This is a genomic window from Ruegeria sp. AM9, assembly GCF_056540565.1.
Genome location: NZ_JBQFWY010000011.1, coordinates 89,493 through 107,029, shown reverse-complemented (window position 1 = coordinate 107,029; position 17,537 = coordinate 89,493). Strand labels below are relative to the sequence as shown.

Genomic DNA, 17,537 nt, shown 5'->3' with positions numbered 1-17,537 from the left:
TCCCCCGTCAACCGCGTCGACAACGCATACGGAGACAGAAACCTCGTCTGCACATGCCCTCCAATGGACGCATACAAAGACGCAGCCGAGTGAAAAAACACCCCCCGCCGGGAAACTGGCGGGGGACGACCCCATGAATGGCAGGTGGAGGAACGATGAAACATTATGTCCTCGGAAACGACCAAGCACGGCCGGCCAACAGAGCGTTTGAACGAACGCGGTATATCGACGTTTTTCTGAATGATCCCAAGGCAAAAGCGTCGACTGAGATGATTGCCGAGTTTTTCGACGCTTTGAACGATCTGGTCGAAGACCACATCTATGTCGTGAATGTCCGTTCTGCTGCGACGGGCGCTGCGGGCGACCCTCTGCATTGGGCGGGTCGTACGGCGATATTCTGGGGAGACATCCACAAAGCCTGGCCTTGCGGCGCGGCAGACAAAGCCCGGATATCGCAGATTTTGAACCTGGCGTCGCGGTCCATACTGGTTGGCGGGGCGGTGCTGTTGTTGGCACAGACCGGGCGGGCCGGTGAAACAACCGCCGCCATCCACCCGAACTTTGCGGCAGCGGCACAGGAAATCGGCCTTGCTGACTGCCAAACAGGCACGCATAGATCCCCCGACAACCGCGTGCACAGCGCCGCGACCAAGCTGAGCGCGCTGCGGCTGTTGGCCGACTGCGTGGCGCTGGATCACGGCGAGCATCTGGCCGATACCCTGCGCGGCTATATCGGCCTGACCGAGCCGGACCGTACCTGTTCCAGCCAGCTTGCCGCCCGCCTGATCCAACGGTCCGGAGCCGATCCTATGGTGCGGCAGGCGATCGGAGCAATGCTGGAAAATGTTGAAGATCCGTTGAAGATCTCAGATCTGTCTCAGACTGTTGGCGCATCCACCCGCCAGCTGCAGCGGCGGTTTCTGGGCAAGACGGGCGTCAAGCTTCTGATCACGTATCGAGAGCTTCGGCTGGAGCGTGCCCACAGTCTGCTGCGACACACCAACATGCCGCAATCCGAGATTGCCACGGCGACCGGGTTTTCATCCGCCGCTGCCTTGGGACGAGCGTTTCGGGCGCAGTATAACCTGACCACAACAGACGTCCGAAACCGGCGATTTGCCGGGGAATTGTCGGGGCACCGCCACACGCACTAAGGCAAAAGACGGTTTTCTGCATATCTGCACGAAATCTGCACAACTGGTGCGGATTATCTGCAGGCCGCGCGTTCACGCTTGGGGAAACCCGAGCAGGAGAACGACATGCCCAAAGAACTCATCATCCGTGGATTGCCTCGGTCGCTTGCCCATGACGGCTGGTGGCTGGCCAGTGAAGGCGGCGCATCTCTGGACCAGACGCCTCCTTCGGCCCCACCGGGCGACATACTGGAACATATTCGCAAATCCCCCCGATTTGCCGCGTTGATCCTTCTTGTTCTGCTGGGAGATTTTCTGTTCTGGGGGTACTGGCCCGGACTTTCGTTGGCCCTCTTTGCATGGGGCATCTTTGTGGCGGTCAGGTTTTGCAACCCGACCCGCAGCAGGCTGCTGGTCTCTGAAGGGGTGCTGCTGCTGGCCACGTTACCCATTCTGGAACATGTCCAACTTCTGTCATTGGTCTTCCTTGTCGCCGGGCTACTTGGTTCCGTGGCCCTGTTGCGCATACCGCCCGAGCTCAAAGCCCGTGAGAGCCTGCCCTGGCTCACAAGCGCCGTCTTCGGCCTGATCAAACGGATTCCAACTGCTGGCGTCTTGGCCTGCGCGACCCACATCCGGGGCTGGCGCACTCGGGTTGCCTCTCACAGCTCTTCCAGCCGTACCTCGGTCCACATGTTCCTCCGCAATTGGGCGTTTCCGCTGGGCGGCGTAATGGTCCTCAGCGCCCTGCTGATCAGCGCGAACCCCGTGCTTGAACATATGCTGGTACGAGTGTTTCGGGTGGATTTCGATCTGTTCGTACTGCTGCGACGTGCAATGTTCTGGATCGGACTGGCCCTTTTGATCTGGCCGGTCCTGACCGCCCCCGCTCCGGACGAGGCAACCGCGCTGACCTTACCCGGCTGGAATGTTCCGCGTTTTCTGAATGCCGGGTCGGTCTTTCGGGCGCTGGTTCTGTTCAACCTCATGCTGGCCCTGCAAAGCGTATTGGATTTCTCGATCCTGTTCGGCGGCGCGTCCCTGCCCGACGGGATGAGCTATGCCACCTACGCACACCGCGGCGCCTATCCTCTGCTGGCGACCGCCTTGCTGGCCGGAGGTTTTGCGCTGGCAGCGCGCCCGTTTTCGGAACGAAGCCCGGCGCTGAAGTACCTTCTGCTGCTTTGGTTGGCGCAAAACGTGCTGTTGACCCTGTCGGCCGCGTTCCGGCTGGACCTGTATATCGACTCCTATGGCCTGACCTATCTGCGCGTTTATGCGGTGATCTGGATGGGGCTGGTGGCGATCGGTCTGGCGATGGTGGCATGGCAGGTGCAGCGGGGCCGGTCCTCGGCGTGGTTGATGCTGCGGGTCGCCGCTCTGGGCGCTGGGACACTCTATGCTTGCGCGTTCATCAATTTCGCCGCCCTGATTGCAACGGATACACTCTCGCGCGCGTCGGACTCGGACAACACGATCCCTACAGACTGGCTTTATCTGTGCAGCCTTGGGCATACTGCGGCCAAAGCGATGTCGACACAGGTGGCGCTGCAACCGATCCCGCATATCCCGGACTGGGCGCAAAGCTGTGTGCATCCCGACCCAACCGACCCAAACTGGCGCGAATGGGACTTTCGCACCGCGCGCGTGAATGGCTATCTTGCAGCAAACACGCAAAGCGAGGCGCAATGAAAATCCTGTTGGTTGACGATGACCCCCGCCTGCGCGAGCTGGTAAGTCTGGCACTGGAACGGGCGGGGTTTCAGGTGGTCACGGCCAGCGACGGCCAGATCGCGGTGACCCACGCCGCCCGCGAAGCACCGGACCTGATCGTGCTGGATATCGGCCTGCCCGAGATGGACGGGTTTGAGGTCTGCCGCCGCATCCGCGCCCGGTCCGAGGTGCCGATCCTGTTCCTGACCGCGCGGGATGATGAGATCGACCGGGTACTGGGGCTGGAAATGGGCGCCGATGATTACGTCACCAAACCCTTCAGCCCGCGTGAGCTGGTGGCGCGGGTGCGGGCAATCCTGAAACGCTCGGCCGGGCCGCGCCCCAACGCGATCCTGACCCACGGCCGGATCACGCTGGACCCCGGTGCGCATATTTGCAGGTTTGATGAGGCCACCGTGCCCCTGACCGCAACCGAGTTCACCTTGCTGGCCACGCTGATCGAGCGCCCCAGCCAGGTGCACAGCCGGGCGCAGCTGATACAGGCGGTCTGGGGCGCACTGTCTCAGGTCTCGGACCGCACATTGGACAGCCACCTCAGAAACCTGCGGGGCAAACTGGCACAGGCGGGCTGTTCAGGCGTGATCGAAACCGTGCACGGCGTCGGCATCCGCATTCAGGGTGCCGCGCAATGAGGCGCAAGTGGCGTCCGGGCCTTGGGTTCGTACTGGGTGGAGCCCTGTGCGGCACATTGCTGCTGTCGCTGACCGGGCTGGTGACGTTTCGCTATCTGGGACCGGAACTGGGCTATCGGAATGCCGCCGTTTTATTGGCACTGATCATCACCGCTGCCACCGCCGTTCTGGGCTGGCTGCTGGTCCGGCTGTTGCTGCGGCCGATCTTTGCGCTGGAACGGTTTGCCACCCAGGTCGTTCGGCACCCCGCCGACCCCCTGTCGCCGCCTGCGCGGTTCGGCACCCGGGAACTTGGCACCACCGCCCAAAGCGTCATCGACATGGCCGAAACCCTGCGCAATCGCGAGACAACGATCCGCAGTTTCTCGGACCACGTCACGCATGAGCTGAAAACCCCCGTGGCGACCCTCCGCGCGGCGACGGAACTGCTGCGCGATGATGATACCCTCTCGGCCGAGAACCTGCGTCTGGTCGATCAGATCGCCAGCGCGGGCGTGCAGATGGAGCACCAGATCGACGCCATGCGGCAGGTCGCCCGCGCGCGCGAGTCGCGTCATGACGGAGTGACCTCGTTGAACGAGTTACAGGACGGGCTGAGCAGCGACTTCCCCGACCTCGACCTGCGGATCGACGGTGGTGATGTGACCATCCCGATGGGCCCCAAAGGTCTGCAAGTCGTGCTGCGGCAACTGCTGAGCAACGCGTCGGAGCATGGCGCGCAGGTCGTGAAACTGTCCGCCGCGCCAGACGAGACGCAGATTGCCCTGACGGTGTGCGATGATGGGCAGGGGATTTCTACCGGAAACGCGGCCCGCGTGTTTGACCCGTTTTTCACCACAAAACGCGATCAGGGCGGGACCGGCATGGGGCTGGCCATCGTCCGCAACACGCTGCGCGCGCATGGCGGGGATATTGCCCTGCTGCCCGCCACCAACGGCGCGGCCTTTTCGATCTGGTTCGAGTTCAGATAGGCCGGGGCCGTTTTGCGCCCTAACTCCGGCGGCCTCGCATCTGTTCCGCTTTCAGAACAATCGGGAATTCATCGCGCACCCGGGCGTCCTCGGCGCCGAAATAGTTGGGGAAATGCGCCCCCAGAATAGCCTGCGCCTTGTCTTGCGCACGCTGCAGCAGATCGACCTTGCCCGCGCTTTCCCACGTATCGGTACGTTCGCGGTCCATCAGCTGAGGGTATAGGAATTCCGAGTTCATAAAGCTCAGCGTATGCGGGTTGCCCAGAAAATGACCCGGGCCGATGGCGCATTTGTGGATCACGTCAACGGCCATGGTTTCGTCGGTCACCTCGATGCCGCGCAGGGACCGCAGGATCATGCCGCCAGCCTCATCGTCGATGACCATGCTTTCGAAGCTGCACCCCATCAGACTGCCCAGCATACCACCGAACTCGCACACCCGATTGGCCCCGGCATGGGCGGCCAGAGAAAATGTCAGCGCCTTTTCCAACCCATATTGCGCGTCGGGCAGCTTGGCATCAGTCATCCCCGCCCCGACCGAGGTCGGCAGGCCGTAGAAATTGCCCATCTGTACGGCGGCGGCCCCGATCAAGGCCTGCTCGCCGCTGCCACCGGTAAACGACCCGCTGCGCAGATCGGTGATGAAGGGCCAGGCCGCAAAGCTGACCGGGCAGCCCGGTGTGATCAGGTTGGCAATGGCGACGCAGGCCAGCGTTTCCGCCACCGCCTGCACCAGCGTTCCGGCCAGTGTCGCGGGTGCGGTGGCCCCGGCCTGCGGCGGGACGGCCAGATCGACGGTCAGGCCCAGTTTGGCAGTGTCGATCAGTATCTCCATATTCTCGCGACCGATGCGCAAGGGCGACACGATCGGACAGCCGCCAAACACCACCGAAGGCTTTTTCAGAAACGACCCCTCACCGCCCGAGGCGAGATCGAACATGCGGATTGCGTGCGGAATGTGGCTGCGGTTCCGGAACGCCAGACAGGCCGGTTTCTGGCTGGCCGACAGCATGGCGTAGACCATGTTCATGTCATGGGTGAAATCGTCGGTCACATCGGTGGCCAGCACCGTGGCCCCCAGCATGTGGATATTGTCCAGCTTATCGACCAGCCGGGTGAAATCGTAGATATCGCACAGCGTGGACGGGCGATAGGATTTGGTCTGCGCGTCAAAAGTTGTGACGGCGGTGCCGGAGTTGGCGAAATACACGCTTTGCGCCGTGCAGTGCATATCATCCTTGCCCGCGCGTTCCCCCCGCGCATGAACATAATACTCCCGCGCGGCGTTGGACAGCAGATCTTCGGTCAGCGCGCGCGGAAAGCACAGGCGGTTGTGGTCGCTCAGAACCGCGCCTTTCGGCAGCACCAGATCCAGCAGTTCCGGAAACGGATCGGCCAGACCTGTCCGCTCCAGCACGGTCAGGGCCGCGCGGTGGATGGCCTGCATATCGGCCTGAGACAGAGGGCGATAGCGGCCACCGGGCAGCCCGCCGTGCACCGCCTCATTTCCGGTGCTGGCCTGCTGTTGCGCGATACGCGCCGCGCGGCCGCCGCCGCGACGGCGGGATTTGGGAGCAATGGTCTGGGTCATGGTGCCTCCTTTCGCAGATCGGTGATTTCCCGGCGGAACCAGTCCTGTTCGGCGGCCTCCTTGGGCCGTTCAAAGTCGCGCGCGGCGCGGTGGCCGTCGAATACCGCATCGGCAATCAGGCCCGGCGCGGCGGCATCCCCGATCAACTCAAGCGTTATCAGCCCCTTACCCTGCAACTGATCAAAAAGGGTGGTGTTGCGCTGCCGTTCGGTCACCAGCACGGTCGCCGCACATTCAACCCGCGACACCCGCCCGGAATAGACGCAGGCCGTGGTCACACAGTCGGGTGCAATGCGGCCCAATGTTTGGTTGCAGCGAATATCCACGCCCAGTTCGATCAGCCGCGCCTGAATGCGGTGTTGTTCCAACGTATAGGCCGAGAAACTCGATACCGTGCTTTCCGGTGTCACAAAGACAACCTCGCATCCTAGTTGCACCAGTTTCTCGGCGATCACACCGGCCAGATAGATATGGTCATCGTCATAGACCACCACCCGGCCCTCGGGTTCGGACCCGGCCATGATGTCGTCAGGCGTGTAGACAAAAGCCGACGAGTCGATCAGCGGCAGTGAGCGGCGCGTATTGCGCCCCATGCCGTCGGCACGCCATGCGGCTCCGGTTGCCAGAAACACATGTTCGATGCCCAGTTCGATCACCTGATCCGCATCCAGTGTGCTTTCTGCGAACATCTGCACATTGGCGCGCTGGTGCAGGTCGTTCAGCCGGTAATCGGCCACCCGCCCCCAGGCCGCCAGCCCCGGCAACCGGCTTTCCCGCAACACCCGCCCGCCAAAGTCCATCGCGCCTTCGGCCAGAGTGACCTCGTATCCACGCCGCGCCAGTTGCATGGCGCATTCCAGCCCGGCGGGGCCACTACCGACGACCAGTGTCTGCGTCGCCTGCCCCCGAGCGGCGATGTGTTCGGGGTGCCAGCCGCGCCGCCATTCCTCGCCGATGGTCGGGTTCTGGGTGCAGCGGATCGGAATGCCCAACCCGTCCGAAGCGGCGCAGATGTTGCAACCGATGCATTCGCGGATTTCGTCAATGCGGCCCTCTTCAATCTTGCGTGGGATGAACGGGTCAGCAATCGAGGGGCGGGCCGCGCCGATCAGGTCCACGATCTCCTTGCGCAGCATCGACAGCATCATGTCCGGCGAGGTCAGCCGCCCGACCCCCACAACCGGCTTGTCGGTCACCTGTTTGACGTAAGACAGATAGTCGTTCTGATACCCGTCCTGCGGCTGGAACCGGGTGGTCGCGGAATCGTTGGCCCAGTCCGAGACATTCACGTCCCAGATATCGGGCAGATCAGCCAACAGCTCGACCACGCCCCGGCCTTCCTCGGCCGCCTGCATCCCGTCGGGGCCGAGCATCTCATCTATGCCGAACCGGAAGGCCACGGCACAGGTGTCCCCCACGGCATCGCGGGTGTCTTCCAATAGCTCACGGGTCAGGCGCACACGGTTTTCAAGCGATCCGCCGTATTCGTCGCTGCGCGTATTCAGATGGGGCAGCATGAACTGCTGAGCCAGAGTCATCCCGTGGCCGGCATAGACATAGATGATATCGAACCCGGCCTCTTTGGCGCGCAGAGCAGCCTCACGATGCCAGCGCCGCAGCGCGCGAATATCGGCCTTGTCCAGCGCCCGCCCCTGTTTCGGTTGACAGGCAGAGATCGCCATATCCGAGGGCGCAAGTACCGGCGCGCGGGATAGCAGGTTGGTTGCATGTCTGCCATTGTGGACCAGTTGAACGGCCGCCAAGGCACCATGTTCATGCACCGCGTGGGTCATCAGCCGCAGCGCGGGGATATCGCGCGCGTCCCACAAGCGCCCTTCGGCAAAGGGGGCCAGATCCGAGGTCGGGTGGATCTCGGTCTCTTGCGTGGAAACGACGCCCCAGCCGCCTTCGGCCTTCATCCCGCGCAGGGCGGCCTCGGCCCGGGGGCGCACGTGACCCAGCCCAGTGCAATGGGGAACCTGATAGAAGCGGTTTTTCGCAGTAACGGGACCCAGGCGAATGGGTTCAAAAAGTGGTGCGTAACCTTGAACGTCCGCCATGACGCGCCCCTTTCCTGTGTTTGCCGGGAATGCCCGAGACCTCCGATCCTTTCGCCCCGCGTGGGACAGTCCATGCAAAGTTACGCAATCTTCATGAAGCGCGCCCCGGCGGAAAGATTAAGAAAACCTCAGACGGGCTTAACGTTCCGAGGGGCTTTCATCATAGCGCGCGCGGCGCAGGTCGTTGATCATGGCCTTGGCCAGCGCGACACACATCAGCAGCAGGACGACACTGAAGGGCAGCGCGCCGATGATCATCGAATTGGTCAGCGCCTCAAGCCCGCCGCCGCCCGCGATCAGCAGCGTCCCGATCACCAGCGTCAGCAGGCCGCCCCACAGGATGCGATGCATGACCCCGGTTTCCTCGGCCCCACCCGACATGATCGTGTTCATCACCAGTATCCCTGAATCCGCCGAGGTCACCAGGAAGGTCATCGTCAGCACCACGCACATGAAGCTGACGATCACGAGCATGTGCCCCGAGATCATCTGGCTGAGGGTCACGAACAATGTTGCCGTGGTCGAGGCCGACAGGATCGCGCCATTGGCGTCTCCGTGCAGCTCCAGATCAATGGCCGAACCGCCCAGAATGGTCATCCATGCGAAACAGACCAGCGACGGCGCGATCACCGCGCCCAAAATGAACTCACGCACCGTGCGCCCGCGTGAGATGCGCGCCAGAAACAGCCCGACAAAAGGGGAAAAGGCGATCCACCATGCCCAGTAGAACGTGGTCCAACCCGATTGCCAGCCGAACAACCGCCCCGGTGTTCCGGCCTCATAAGCGGCATGTTTCGCGGTGTCAGGCAAGGCGGCTGTTTCACCGCTCAGCCCGGCCAGAAAACTGTCGCGCGTGCCCCAAGCGTCGGTTGCAGCGGGAAACAGTTCGGCCACGAAAGGGGCGGCCTCGGGGGGCAGGGCCGAGGCAAACTCGGCCTCGGACATCGGGCCATAGGCCTGCAGGCTGAGCGGGACGAAATTGATGATGTAATCCACCAACGCCTGCCCATAGGTCGTCAGGGCAAAGGCAAACGAGCCGAAGATGATAAACACCGCCAGCAGGACCAGCGACAGGACCAGATTGAGGTTCGACAGGTACTTCACCCCGCGCCCCACACCCGAGACCGCCGACAGGGTCGACATCACCATCACGGTCGCCAGAGCCACGATCAGACCTGCAGTGGATGGCTTCATCACTCCATCCATCAGCCAGTCCGCGCTGGTGATCAGAAACGCACCATCCACCAGCTGCGACACCCCGTACCCGATGGTCACCGCCACCCCGAGGATCGTGGCCACAACGCCCAGAATGTCGATCACATGCCCCGCCACACCGTTGGAATATTCCCCCAGCAAAGGCGTCAGCGCGGTGCGGATCGTCAACGGCATATCGCGGGTATAGGCGTAATAGGCCAGGCTCAGCCCCGTCACCACATAGATCGACCATGCGTGAAACCCGGTGTGCAGGAACGTGTACCGGTAGGCCCCCGTGATCGCCTCTTGGCTTTTGGCGGCAACCTCGCCCGAAACGGTCAGCGGATTGGTTTCCCACAGGCCCAGTGGTTCGGCGGTGGCATAGACCATCAGGCCGACACCCAGCCCTGCCCCGAACATCATCGAAAACCATGAGAAGTTGGTGAACTCGGGCCGTTCGTCATCACCCCCCAACCGCATCCGACCGGTTGCCGGAATGATCGCTATGACGATCAGAAAAAAGGCAAACAGCGCGACCGACAGATCGTAGAAAATATTGAACTCGCTCAGCAGGCCCGATTTCCATGACCGCAGGGTGTCATTGGCGCTGAGCGGCCAGACCAGCGCCCAAAGCACCAGCAGCGACACGGCGATCTTGCTGACCAGCGCAATCGGCAGGTTGTAGCCCTTGTAAAACCCGCTGTCCTGCCGTTCGATTTTCAAGTCCGTAAAGGGGTCTTGCAGCGACATGTTGCTTGCGCCCGCCTCGGTTCCGGTGCCGTTCAGCATCCGGCAAACCCTGAAAGACTGCAACAATTTTCAGGTCTTGCGGCGAACCTGCCCCAGAGTGACCAACCATTCGCGCAGGCTCTGGAACGCTGCATACAGCACCGGGATCATCAGCAGCCCCAGCGTACTGTCGAGGATCATACCAAACAAAACCGGATAACCGACGGAAACCCGCGCTGCCGCCCCTGCCCCGCTGGACAACACCAGAGGCAGAACGCCCACGATGAAACACAGGCCGGTCATGGTGACGGGCCGGAACCGGATTTCCGCCGCTATCAGGGCCGCGTCACGGATGCTGGCGCCGCCTTCGCGTTGCTGATTGGCAAACTCGACCACCATGATCGCCTTTTTCGCCGCCAGCCCGATCAGCAGCACCATCCCGACCTGCGCAAAGATATTGCTGTTCAGAAACGGCAGCAGCACCAGCGGGATCAGCGCACCCAACAGCGCAAAGACGGCTGAGGTGATGATCGAAAACGGCAAGATCCAGCTTTCATACAGCACCACAAGGAACAGGTAGGCCAGCACCAGCGCCGACAGCATGATGTAAGGGACAAGCCCCTGCGCTTTTACCTCTTGCTGAGTGACGCCAGACCAGTCGATCCTGAAGCCATCCGGCAGGGTGTTGTCGGCGATCGCTTGCATGGCGATGATGCCGTCACCGGAACTGACCCCATCCGCCAGCTGCGCACTGACCGAAGCCGCCGTGAACAGGTTGTAGCGCGGCACCGTATCCGGCGCGAGAACCGGTTCGTTGCTGACAAAGTTGCGCAGGGGCAGAGACTCTCCGGCGCTGTTTTTGACATAGATGTTGTCCACATCGTCCAGCGTCTGGCGGAATTCGGCATCGGCCGAGATCACCACCCAATAGACACGTTCGTTCAGGATGAAGTTGTCCACGAAATACGAGCTGAGATTGGCCTGCAACGCGGTGAAGATATCGGCCACGCTGACGCCCAGCGTCTCGGCCCGGTCGCGGTCGACGGACAGTTTGAATTGCGGGCTTTGGGCCGAGAAATTGCCATGCGCGCGGGAAAATTCGGGCGCGGCGTTCAGGGCGGTGACAAAACCGGTCATCACCGCATCCAACTGCGCCCCGTCCCCATTGCCAAGGTCCAGCAGTTCAACCGAAATCCCCCCGGTCGAGCCCAACCCGTGAATGGTGGGGAACGGGAAGGCGTAGGACACCCCTTCGGGCAGCGCGGCCAGTTGATGTTCAAGGCTGTGCATGATCGCGGACCATTGCTGATCCGGGCTGGTGCGCCGATCCCATGGTTTCAGCGTGACGATGGCCATGCCCGCGTTCGGGCGCCCCCCGGCCAGCATGGAATGGCCGGAGACAACGGTGACGTCCTCGACCCCCGGTGTCTGTTCGATCAGCGCGCCCGCCTTGTCCATGAACGCCTGCGTGCGCTGCAGCGAGGCCCCGTCTGGCAGCTCCATCGACGCCATCAGAACGCCGTTGTCTTCCTGCGGGATCAGGCCGGTGGGGACAGTTTTGAACAGGTACACCGTCAGACCCACGGCCCCGGCAAAGACCAGCAGGGACACCGCCATATAGCGCAGCATCAGCGACACAAGGCGCAGGTATTGACGCCGTACCCAAACGATCACTGTTGGAACAACGGCCAGCGGCCCGATGGGTTTGCTGTCGGTCTTCAGCATCATCGCGCAAAGAACCGGCGCAAGGGTCAAAGCGTTCACGGCCGACAGGACAAAGGCAAAGATGATCGTCAGCGCGAACTGGAAATAGATCGTGCCCGTCACGCCCGGAAAGAAACACACCGGAACAAACACCGCCGCCAAAACAAAAGTCGTGGCGATGATCGGCCGGTTGACCTGCGACATCGCTTTCAGCGTCGCATCGCGCGGATCCAAGCCTTCGTCCCGCAGTATACGTTCGGCGTTCTCGATGATGATGATCGCGTCATCCACCACCAGCGTAATCGCCAGAACCAACGCGAACAGGGTGATCATGTTGGCGCTGAACCCAATGGCATAGATCAGCGCTACCGCACCCAGCAGCGACACCGGTATGGCAATGGCTGGAACAATGGTGGCGCGCAGGCTGGCCAGAAACAGGAAGGTCACGCCGATCACCAAACCCGCCGTCAGGGCCAGCGTGGTCATGATATCGCGGATCGACACGCGCACCGCGTCAGTGACGTCATAGGTGATCTCGTACGAGACACCTTCGGGGAACTTCGCCGACAGCTCCTTCATCAGCGCGCTTAGGGTGTCGGAAATCTCAAGCGCGTTGGCAGTGCTTTCCTGATAGACCGCAACAGTGGCCGAGTCCTTGCCGTTCAGCTTGGTCGAGCCGGAATAGGTCGCCGCGCCCAGCTCGATCCGGGCGATATCCTCAAGCCGGGTGACGGAACCACTGGGGTCCGAGGCGACGATGATCCGCCCGAACTCCTCGGCATCGCGCAGCAGGCCTTCGGCGCGTAATTTGAACTGGAAATCCGTCTGCCCGTCGGCAAAAGGGGGCGCCCCGACCTGACCGGCGGCGGCGATAACGTTTTGATCCTTGATCGCGTCGGCCACCTCGGCAGCGGTGATGTTCAACGCCGCCATGCGGACCGGGTTGATCCAGACCCGCATGCTGTATTCCAACTGACCGAATTGCGACACCGACCCCACGCCCGGCAACCTCTGCAACGGGTCGTGCAGGAAATCGGCGGCAAAATTGCTGAGATACAGCTCATCCCGCGATCCGTCGGGCGAGGTCAGGTTGATCACCATGATCATGTTGCCCGACCGCTTGGTTACCTCGACCCCCTGCTGCAACACGGCCGAGGGCAATTCGGAACTGGCCAGCGCGATACGGTTCTGCACTTCAACGGCCGCGACGTCGGGATCGGTACCCAGCTCAAAAGATACGTTCAGCATATAGCTGCCGTTATTCGAGCTTTTGGAGGACAGGGACAACATGCCCGGAATGCCGTTCACGCGTTCTTCGATGGGGGTGGCGACGGATTCCAGAATGACCTGCGCATCCGCCCCCGGATACGAGGTATCGACATAGATTTGCGGCGGCGTGATGTGGGGGTATTCGGTGATTGGGATCAGACGCACGCAAACCGCACCAAACAGTACCATCAAGATCGCGATGACGGCTGCGAAATGCGGCCTGTTGATGAAATAACGCGCGATCAAACCGGCCTATCCCTGACTGTCGACCGCTTTCACGACCAGCCCGTCATGTATTTTCTGAAGCCCCTGCACCACCACGCGGTCGCCCTCGGACAGCCCGGATGTGACCTGCGTGCGGGTCGCGGTCTGGGTGCCGATTTCGATATCCTTCCGGTGGACCTTGCTGTCGCTGTCGACCGCGAACACAAAATACCCCTGTTTGTCGAACTGCACCGCATTGCGCGGCACGGTCAGCACCTTGGGGTCTTCGGACCCCGTCAGGCTGACAGTTACAAACTGGCCGGGGATCAGCACCCCGTCAGGGTTGGCGAAACTGGCGCGCAGCTCGATCGTGTCGGTGTCCTGACTGACGCTGTCGCCGACAAAGATCACTTTGCCGGGGGTGGAATAGGTCTCACCATCCGCCAGTTTGATGTCCGTGGTAAGCTTGATGTCACCCGGCGTGATCCGACCTTTGCGCCGTTCACGCAGCAGAACCGGCTCACTGACATAAAAGCTGACCAGTATCGGATCAACGCTGGTGACCGTTGCCAGAACGCCGGTATCCGAGCTTACCAGATTACCCGCATCCACTGCTGACAACCCGATACGCCCATCAAGCGGGCTGAGGATTTCCGTATAGTCCAGATCAATCTGCGCTATCTTCAGATCGGCCTGCGCCTCATCCACAGCGGCCTGTCCGGCGGCGTAGGTCGCCAAAGCCGTGTCCAGAACAGCCTGCGGAATATCGCCCTTATCGAACAACTCCTGCTGCCGGTCCAACGCAGCCTTGTCCAACTGCGCACTGGCCTGCGCACTTTTCAGCGCCGCTTGCGCGCTGGCCACACTGGCCGCGTATTTCTTCCGTTCGATCCGGAACAGCATGTCACCCTTGGCAACCGTTCCTCCTTCGGTAAAGCTGACCTCTTCCAAAAAACCCTCGACCCGGGCCTGCAGATCAACGCTTTGATCCGCCACGACACGACCGACAAACTGATCCTGTTTCCGCAGGTCCTGCAGCATCACCTGAGCGACCATCACACTGGGCGCCGCGTCGGACTGGGCCGCTGCCGGGTCGGGCAGAAACAGGGGGATCAATGCGCAAACAAACAGGGCAGAAGGTTTCATAAGACCCTCGGGAGCTTGTAATACCTTAACTATCCTCGCATCCCCGCACTGGCGCAACGGTTTTCTGGGCGCGTCCACTTGCGCATTTTCCTGCCATATCAAACCCTTTGACGCAGGGCTTGCCAGTTGCCGGTTCTTGCGATTTTCTGGCGCCGCGCACCAACCAAAAGGGCCAGCCCCGCATGAAGCTCGAATTCCACCACATCAACTTTGTGTCCGAGGATGTCGACCGGCTGCACCGGTTCTACACGCAGGTCCTTGGGCTGGATGATATCCCGATTGAGAACTTCCCTCGCCCCGACGAAACCGACGACAAAGGCTACAGCGGCAAGATCCGTTTCGCGACCGATGGCGGGATGCAGATGCATCTGGCCGAAAGAAACCTCGACGTCGCGTTCAAACATGGCGAGACGATCAACCCCGTCGAACGCGGCCATATCGCCTTTCGCACCGACGATATTGAGGCGTTCAAGAAGCTGCTGGACGACAACGGCATTCCCTATTCGGACTATGGCACCGCCTTCGCCAAGGAATGGCACCAGCTGTTCTTCCACGACCCCGAGGGCAATATCATCGAGGTCCATCAGGCGGTATGAATAACGTCGGAGGCGCGTTTTGAAACAGGCCGTACTGGTTGTCGATGTTCAACCCAGCTTTGATCCGCCGGATTGGTTGATCGAGCGCAGCCAGTTACTGGCGTCGCATTTCCCGTCCATCGCCACGGTCGAACGCCATGACGAGGCGAAAGTTCCCTTTTTTCGGCAACTGGGATGGAAGCCCCGATCGGTCGATGAAAGCCTTGTTCAGGCCGACCACACCGTGCTGAAATACGGTTACGGCCCACCGCCGGAGGTGATCGACCAGTTTCACGCCTGGAAGGCCGACCGCGTTCTGGTCTGCGGCATACAGGCCGACACCTGTGTTCTGGCTGCAGGATTCGCCCTGTTTGACGCGGGGCTGCAACCGACCATAATTGCGGATACGGTCGTCGGGTCTTCGCTGGATCGCAGCGGCGCGTTGGGCGTGGACCTCTGGCGGCATCATTTTGGCCAGGTGATTGAGAAGCACTCTGATATTTTGTGACGGCGCAATCCCTGTCCGCATTGGAGAGGAAAGCCCATTATGACCTCGAAATACATTCCTGTAACTAAGGCCATTTCCCTTGTTCTGGCCGGTGGTCTCGCACCAGCGCACGCAGAAAACTTTTCACTGACCGGCCAGTATGAGGGCATGTATGCCTGCGACAGCACCACGGACGGCGTGCCGTCAAGCTGGTCCGACCCGATGCGCGCCGGAATTGTTCAGGACGGGGACCGCATTTCCATCGACCTGCTTTACACCGACAAACAAGAGCTTGGGGCCGAGTATTCCCTTTATACCGGTTCGATTGCTCTGGCGCCTGATGGTAAGCTGGTCAGCGGGTATTTTGAATCCTGCGGCGGCACCTTTCCATCAAAGGAACTCGCCCGGTTGTTCCCCGCCGCCACAGATACGCCGTTCAGCTTTTCGGTTACCAGTGTCTGGGCCTCGGATCAGGTGCCAAACCTTCCCGGCCTGACCGTTCAAACCTGCACATGGAGCCTCAAACGGGTGTCCACGGACACCCCCAAAGTCAGACCATGTGGAACGCCCGAACGGTAAGCGTAAAACCCAATCTGGACCTATTTGTTAAGTCCAGATGTTTAAATTGGATCCAAAGTGCCCATATAGCGCCCAATCTTGAAACTTAACCGCGCCTGATCCGGAGCATCCAATCCCCGGCAGGCCCCAGTCAAACAGGATGGTCCCGATGAATTTTATTCTACGCGGTAGCCTGGTTACTCAGATCATCATCGGCCTTGTGGCCGGTGCCCTTCTTGCCACCCTCTGGCCTGCCGCTGGCTCGGCTGCCGGTCTGTTGGGTGACTTCTTTGTCGACGCGCTGAAGGCCGTCGCACCCGTGCTGGTGCTGATCCTTGTCTGCGCCGCAATCACCAACCACAAGAAAGACAGTCAGGCCCGCATGGGGCCCGTGGTTCTGCTGTATATTCTCGGCACTTTCGCGGCCGCACTGATTGCGGTGGTGGCCAGCTTCATGTTCCCGGTCACTCTGCATCTGACCGGCACCCCCCACCTGATGGACGCCCCGGACGGTCTGGCCGAAGTGGTAAAGAACATCCTGCTGAAAATCGTGGACAACCCGGTGAATGCGCTGGCGCAGGCCAACTATATCGGCATTCTGGCCTGGGCCGTCGGCCTTGGGCTGGTCTTTCGCCATGCAAGCGACTCGACCAAAACGCTGATGTCGGATCTGGATGGCGCGATCACCAAGATCGTGGCTGCCATCATCCGCGTGGCCCCCATCGGTATCTTTGGCATCGTGGCCTCGACCATTGCCGAGACCGGCTTTGAGACGCTTGCCAGCTATGGTCACCTGCTGTTGGTCTTGATTGGATGTATGGCCTTCATGGCGCTGGTCGTGAACCCGCTGATCGTGTTCCTGCGCATCCGCAAGAACCCCTATCCGCTGGTCTTCACCTGCCTCAGAGAATCCGGCATCACCGCGTTCTTCATGCGCAGCTCGGCCGCCAACATTCCGGTCAACATGGAACTGTGCCGCCGCATGAATCTGGATGAGGAGACCTACTCGGTCACCATTCCCATTGGCGCCACGATCAACATGGCCGGTGCCGCGATCACCATCACGGTGATGACGCTGGCAACCGTTCACACCATGGGTATTCAGGTCGATTTCCTGTCAGCCCTGTTCCTGAGCGTCATCGCATCGATTGCCGCAACCGGGGCCTCGGGCGTGGCCGGAGGGTCTCTGCTGCTGATCCCGATGGCGGCCAGCTTGTTCGGCATCGACAACGCAACCGCAATGCAAGTGGTCAGCATCGGCTTTATCATCGGCGTCCTGCAGGATTCTGCGGAAACCGGTCTGAACTCGTCCACCGATGTTCTGTTCACCGCGGCCGGGTCGTACAAGCGCGGTGATCCGTACCCGCGTAAACTGCCGATGGAAGAAGTCGCCGCTTAAGCGACCTCTTCGCCCCTGAACCTTCCCACAGCCGCGCGACTTGACTGCGCGGCTGTGACCCCTGCGCTGAACCGCAACATGCCTGGAAACCGGCAGGAATGCAGGTCCGTAGAATTCTTGGCGCAAATATCATAATGTTTCAATGTGAGGT

Annotated in this window: 13 protein-coding genes; 8 read left to right on the top strand and 5 right to left on the bottom strand. The window is 61.2% G+C overall.

Annotated elements, in window-relative coordinates:
* Window positions 1-269 precede the first annotated feature (269 nt).
* From ACR0DO_RS16560 to ACR0DO_RS16545, 4 genes are all read left to right on the top strand, one after another.
* The gene (locus ACR0DO_RS16560) at window positions 270-1,154 is read left to right on the top strand and encodes a helix-turn-helix domain-containing protein (protein WP_480560394.1); all 885 of its coding nucleotides are present in this window, start codon (window positions 270-272) and stop codon (window positions 1,152-1,154) included.
* Window positions 1,155-1,259: 105 nt separating this feature from the next.
* Window positions 1,260-2,825 (top strand): DUF4153 domain-containing protein, encoded by a 1,566-nt coding sequence (locus tag ACR0DO_RS16555; RefSeq protein WP_480560392.1) that lies wholly within the window; start codon window positions 1,260-1,262, stop codon window positions 2,823-2,825.
* Window positions 2,822-3,499, top strand: a complete 678-nt coding sequence (locus ACR0DO_RS16550; RefSeq protein ID WP_480560390.1) for a response regulator transcription factor — start codon at window positions 2,822-2,824, stop codon at window positions 3,497-3,499. The genes ACR0DO_RS16555 and ACR0DO_RS16550 overlap by 4 nt, the downstream gene beginning before the upstream one ends.
* Complete coding sequence (locus ACR0DO_RS16545) at window positions 3,496-4,470, top strand: sensor histidine kinase (RefSeq protein ID WP_480560388.1); 975 nt, start codon at window positions 3,496-3,498, stop codon at window positions 4,468-4,470. Before ACR0DO_RS16550 ends, ACR0DO_RS16545 begins: the two co-directional genes overlap by 4 nt.
* Before the next feature lie 19 nt (window positions 4,471-4,489).
* On the opposite strand, the gene ACR0DO_RS16540 is transcribed toward ACR0DO_RS16545, so the two are convergent.
* From ACR0DO_RS16540 to ACR0DO_RS16520, 5 genes are all read right to left on the bottom strand, one after another.
* Window positions 4,490-6,061: a trimethylamine methyltransferase family protein gene (locus tag ACR0DO_RS16540; RefSeq protein WP_480560386.1), complete on the bottom strand. Its 1,572-nt coding sequence runs from the start codon at window positions 6,059-6,061 to the stop codon at window positions 4,490-4,492.
* Window positions 6,058-8,121, bottom strand: a complete 2,064-nt coding sequence (locus tag ACR0DO_RS16535; protein WP_480560384.1) for an oxidoreductase — start codon at window positions 8,119-8,121, stop codon at window positions 6,058-6,060. Before ACR0DO_RS16535 ends, ACR0DO_RS16540 begins: the two co-directional genes overlap by 4 nt.
* Window positions 8,122-8,259: 138 nt before the next feature.
* Complete coding sequence (locus ACR0DO_RS16530) at window positions 8,260-10,065, bottom strand: BCCT family transporter (RefSeq protein ID WP_480560396.1); 1,806 nt, start codon at window positions 10,063-10,065, stop codon at window positions 8,260-8,262.
* Between the two features lie 69 nt (window positions 10,066-10,134).
* Window positions 10,135-13,263 (bottom strand): efflux RND transporter permease subunit, encoded by a 3,129-nt coding sequence (locus tag ACR0DO_RS16525; protein WP_480560382.1) that lies wholly within the window; start codon window positions 13,261-13,263, stop codon window positions 10,135-10,137.
* A gap of 6 nt (window positions 13,264-13,269) precedes the next feature.
* The gene (locus tag ACR0DO_RS16520) at window positions 13,270-14,367 is read right to left on the bottom strand and encodes an efflux RND transporter periplasmic adaptor subunit (RefSeq protein ID WP_480560380.1); all 1,098 of its coding nucleotides are present in this window, start codon (window positions 14,365-14,367) and stop codon (window positions 13,270-13,272) included.
* A 182-nt stretch (window positions 14,368-14,549) separates the two neighbouring features.
* Here ACR0DO_RS16520 and ACR0DO_RS16515 point away from each other — a divergent pair, with 182 nt between their 5' ends.
* The 4 genes from ACR0DO_RS16515 to sstT all read left to right on the top strand — a co-directional run bounded on the left by ACR0DO_RS16515 (window position 14,550) and on the right by sstT (window position 17,386).
* A complete protein-coding gene (locus tag ACR0DO_RS16515; protein WP_480560378.1) occupies window positions 14,550-14,963 on the top strand; it encodes a VOC family protein in 414 nt (137 codons plus the stop codon).
* 19 nt (window positions 14,964-14,982) lie between these two features.
* A complete protein-coding gene (locus ACR0DO_RS16510; protein WP_480560376.1) occupies window positions 14,983-15,450 on the top strand; it encodes a cysteine hydrolase family protein in 468 nt (155 codons plus the stop codon).
* Window positions 15,451-15,489: 39 nt separating this feature from the next.
* Entirely contained in the window at window positions 15,490-16,008 is a 519-nt protein-coding gene (locus ACR0DO_RS16505) for a hypothetical protein (RefSeq protein ID WP_480560374.1), read from the top strand.
* Window positions 16,009-16,156: 148 nt separating this feature from the next.
* The gene (gene sstT, locus ACR0DO_RS16500) at window positions 16,157-17,386 is read left to right on the top strand and encodes a serine/threonine transporter SstT (RefSeq protein ID WP_480560372.1); all 1,230 of its coding nucleotides are present in this window, start codon (window positions 16,157-16,159) and stop codon (window positions 17,384-17,386) included.
* Window positions 17,387-17,537 lie beyond the last annotated feature (151 nt).

Excerpts from the sequence above, each read along its gene's own strand:
- ACR0DO_RS16560 (WP_480560394.1), top strand. The coding sequence starts at position 270 with ATGATTGCCGAGTTTTTCGACGCTTTGAACGATCTGGTCGAAGACCAC.
- ACR0DO_RS16555 (WP_480560392.1), top strand. The coding sequence starts at position 1,260 with ATGCCCAAAGAACTCATCATCCGTGGATTGCCTCGGTCGCTTGCCCAT.
- ACR0DO_RS16550 (WP_480560390.1), top strand. The coding sequence starts at position 2,822 with ATGAAAATCCTGTTGGTTGACGATGACCCCCGCCTGCGCGAGCTGGTA.
- ACR0DO_RS16545 (WP_480560388.1), top strand. The coding sequence starts at position 3,496 with ATGAGGCGCAAGTGGCGTCCGGGCCTTGGGTTCGTACTGGGTGGAGCC.
- ACR0DO_RS16540 (WP_480560386.1), bottom strand. The coding sequence starts at position 6,061 with ATGACCCAGACCATTGCTCCCAAATCCCGCCGTCGCGGCGGCGGCCGC.
- ACR0DO_RS16535 (WP_480560384.1), bottom strand. The coding sequence starts at position 8,121 with ATGGCGGACGTTCAAGGTTACGCACCACTTTTTGAACCCATTCGCCTG.
- ACR0DO_RS16530 (WP_480560396.1), bottom strand. The coding sequence starts at position 10,065 with ATGTCGCTGCAAGACCCCTTTACGGACTTGAAAATCGAACGGCAGGAC.
- ACR0DO_RS16520 (WP_480560380.1), bottom strand. The coding sequence starts at position 14,367 with ATGAAACCTTCTGCCCTGTTTGTTTGCGCATTGATCCCCCTGTTTCTG.
- ACR0DO_RS16515 (WP_480560378.1), top strand. The coding sequence starts at position 14,550 with ATGAAGCTCGAATTCCACCACATCAACTTTGTGTCCGAGGATGTCGAC.
- ACR0DO_RS16505 (WP_480560374.1), top strand. The coding sequence starts at position 15,490 with ATGACCTCGAAATACATTCCTGTAACTAAGGCCATTTCCCTTGTTCTG.
- sstT (WP_480560372.1), top strand. The coding sequence starts at position 16,157 with ATGAATTTTATTCTACGCGGTAGCCTGGTTACTCAGATCATCATCGGC.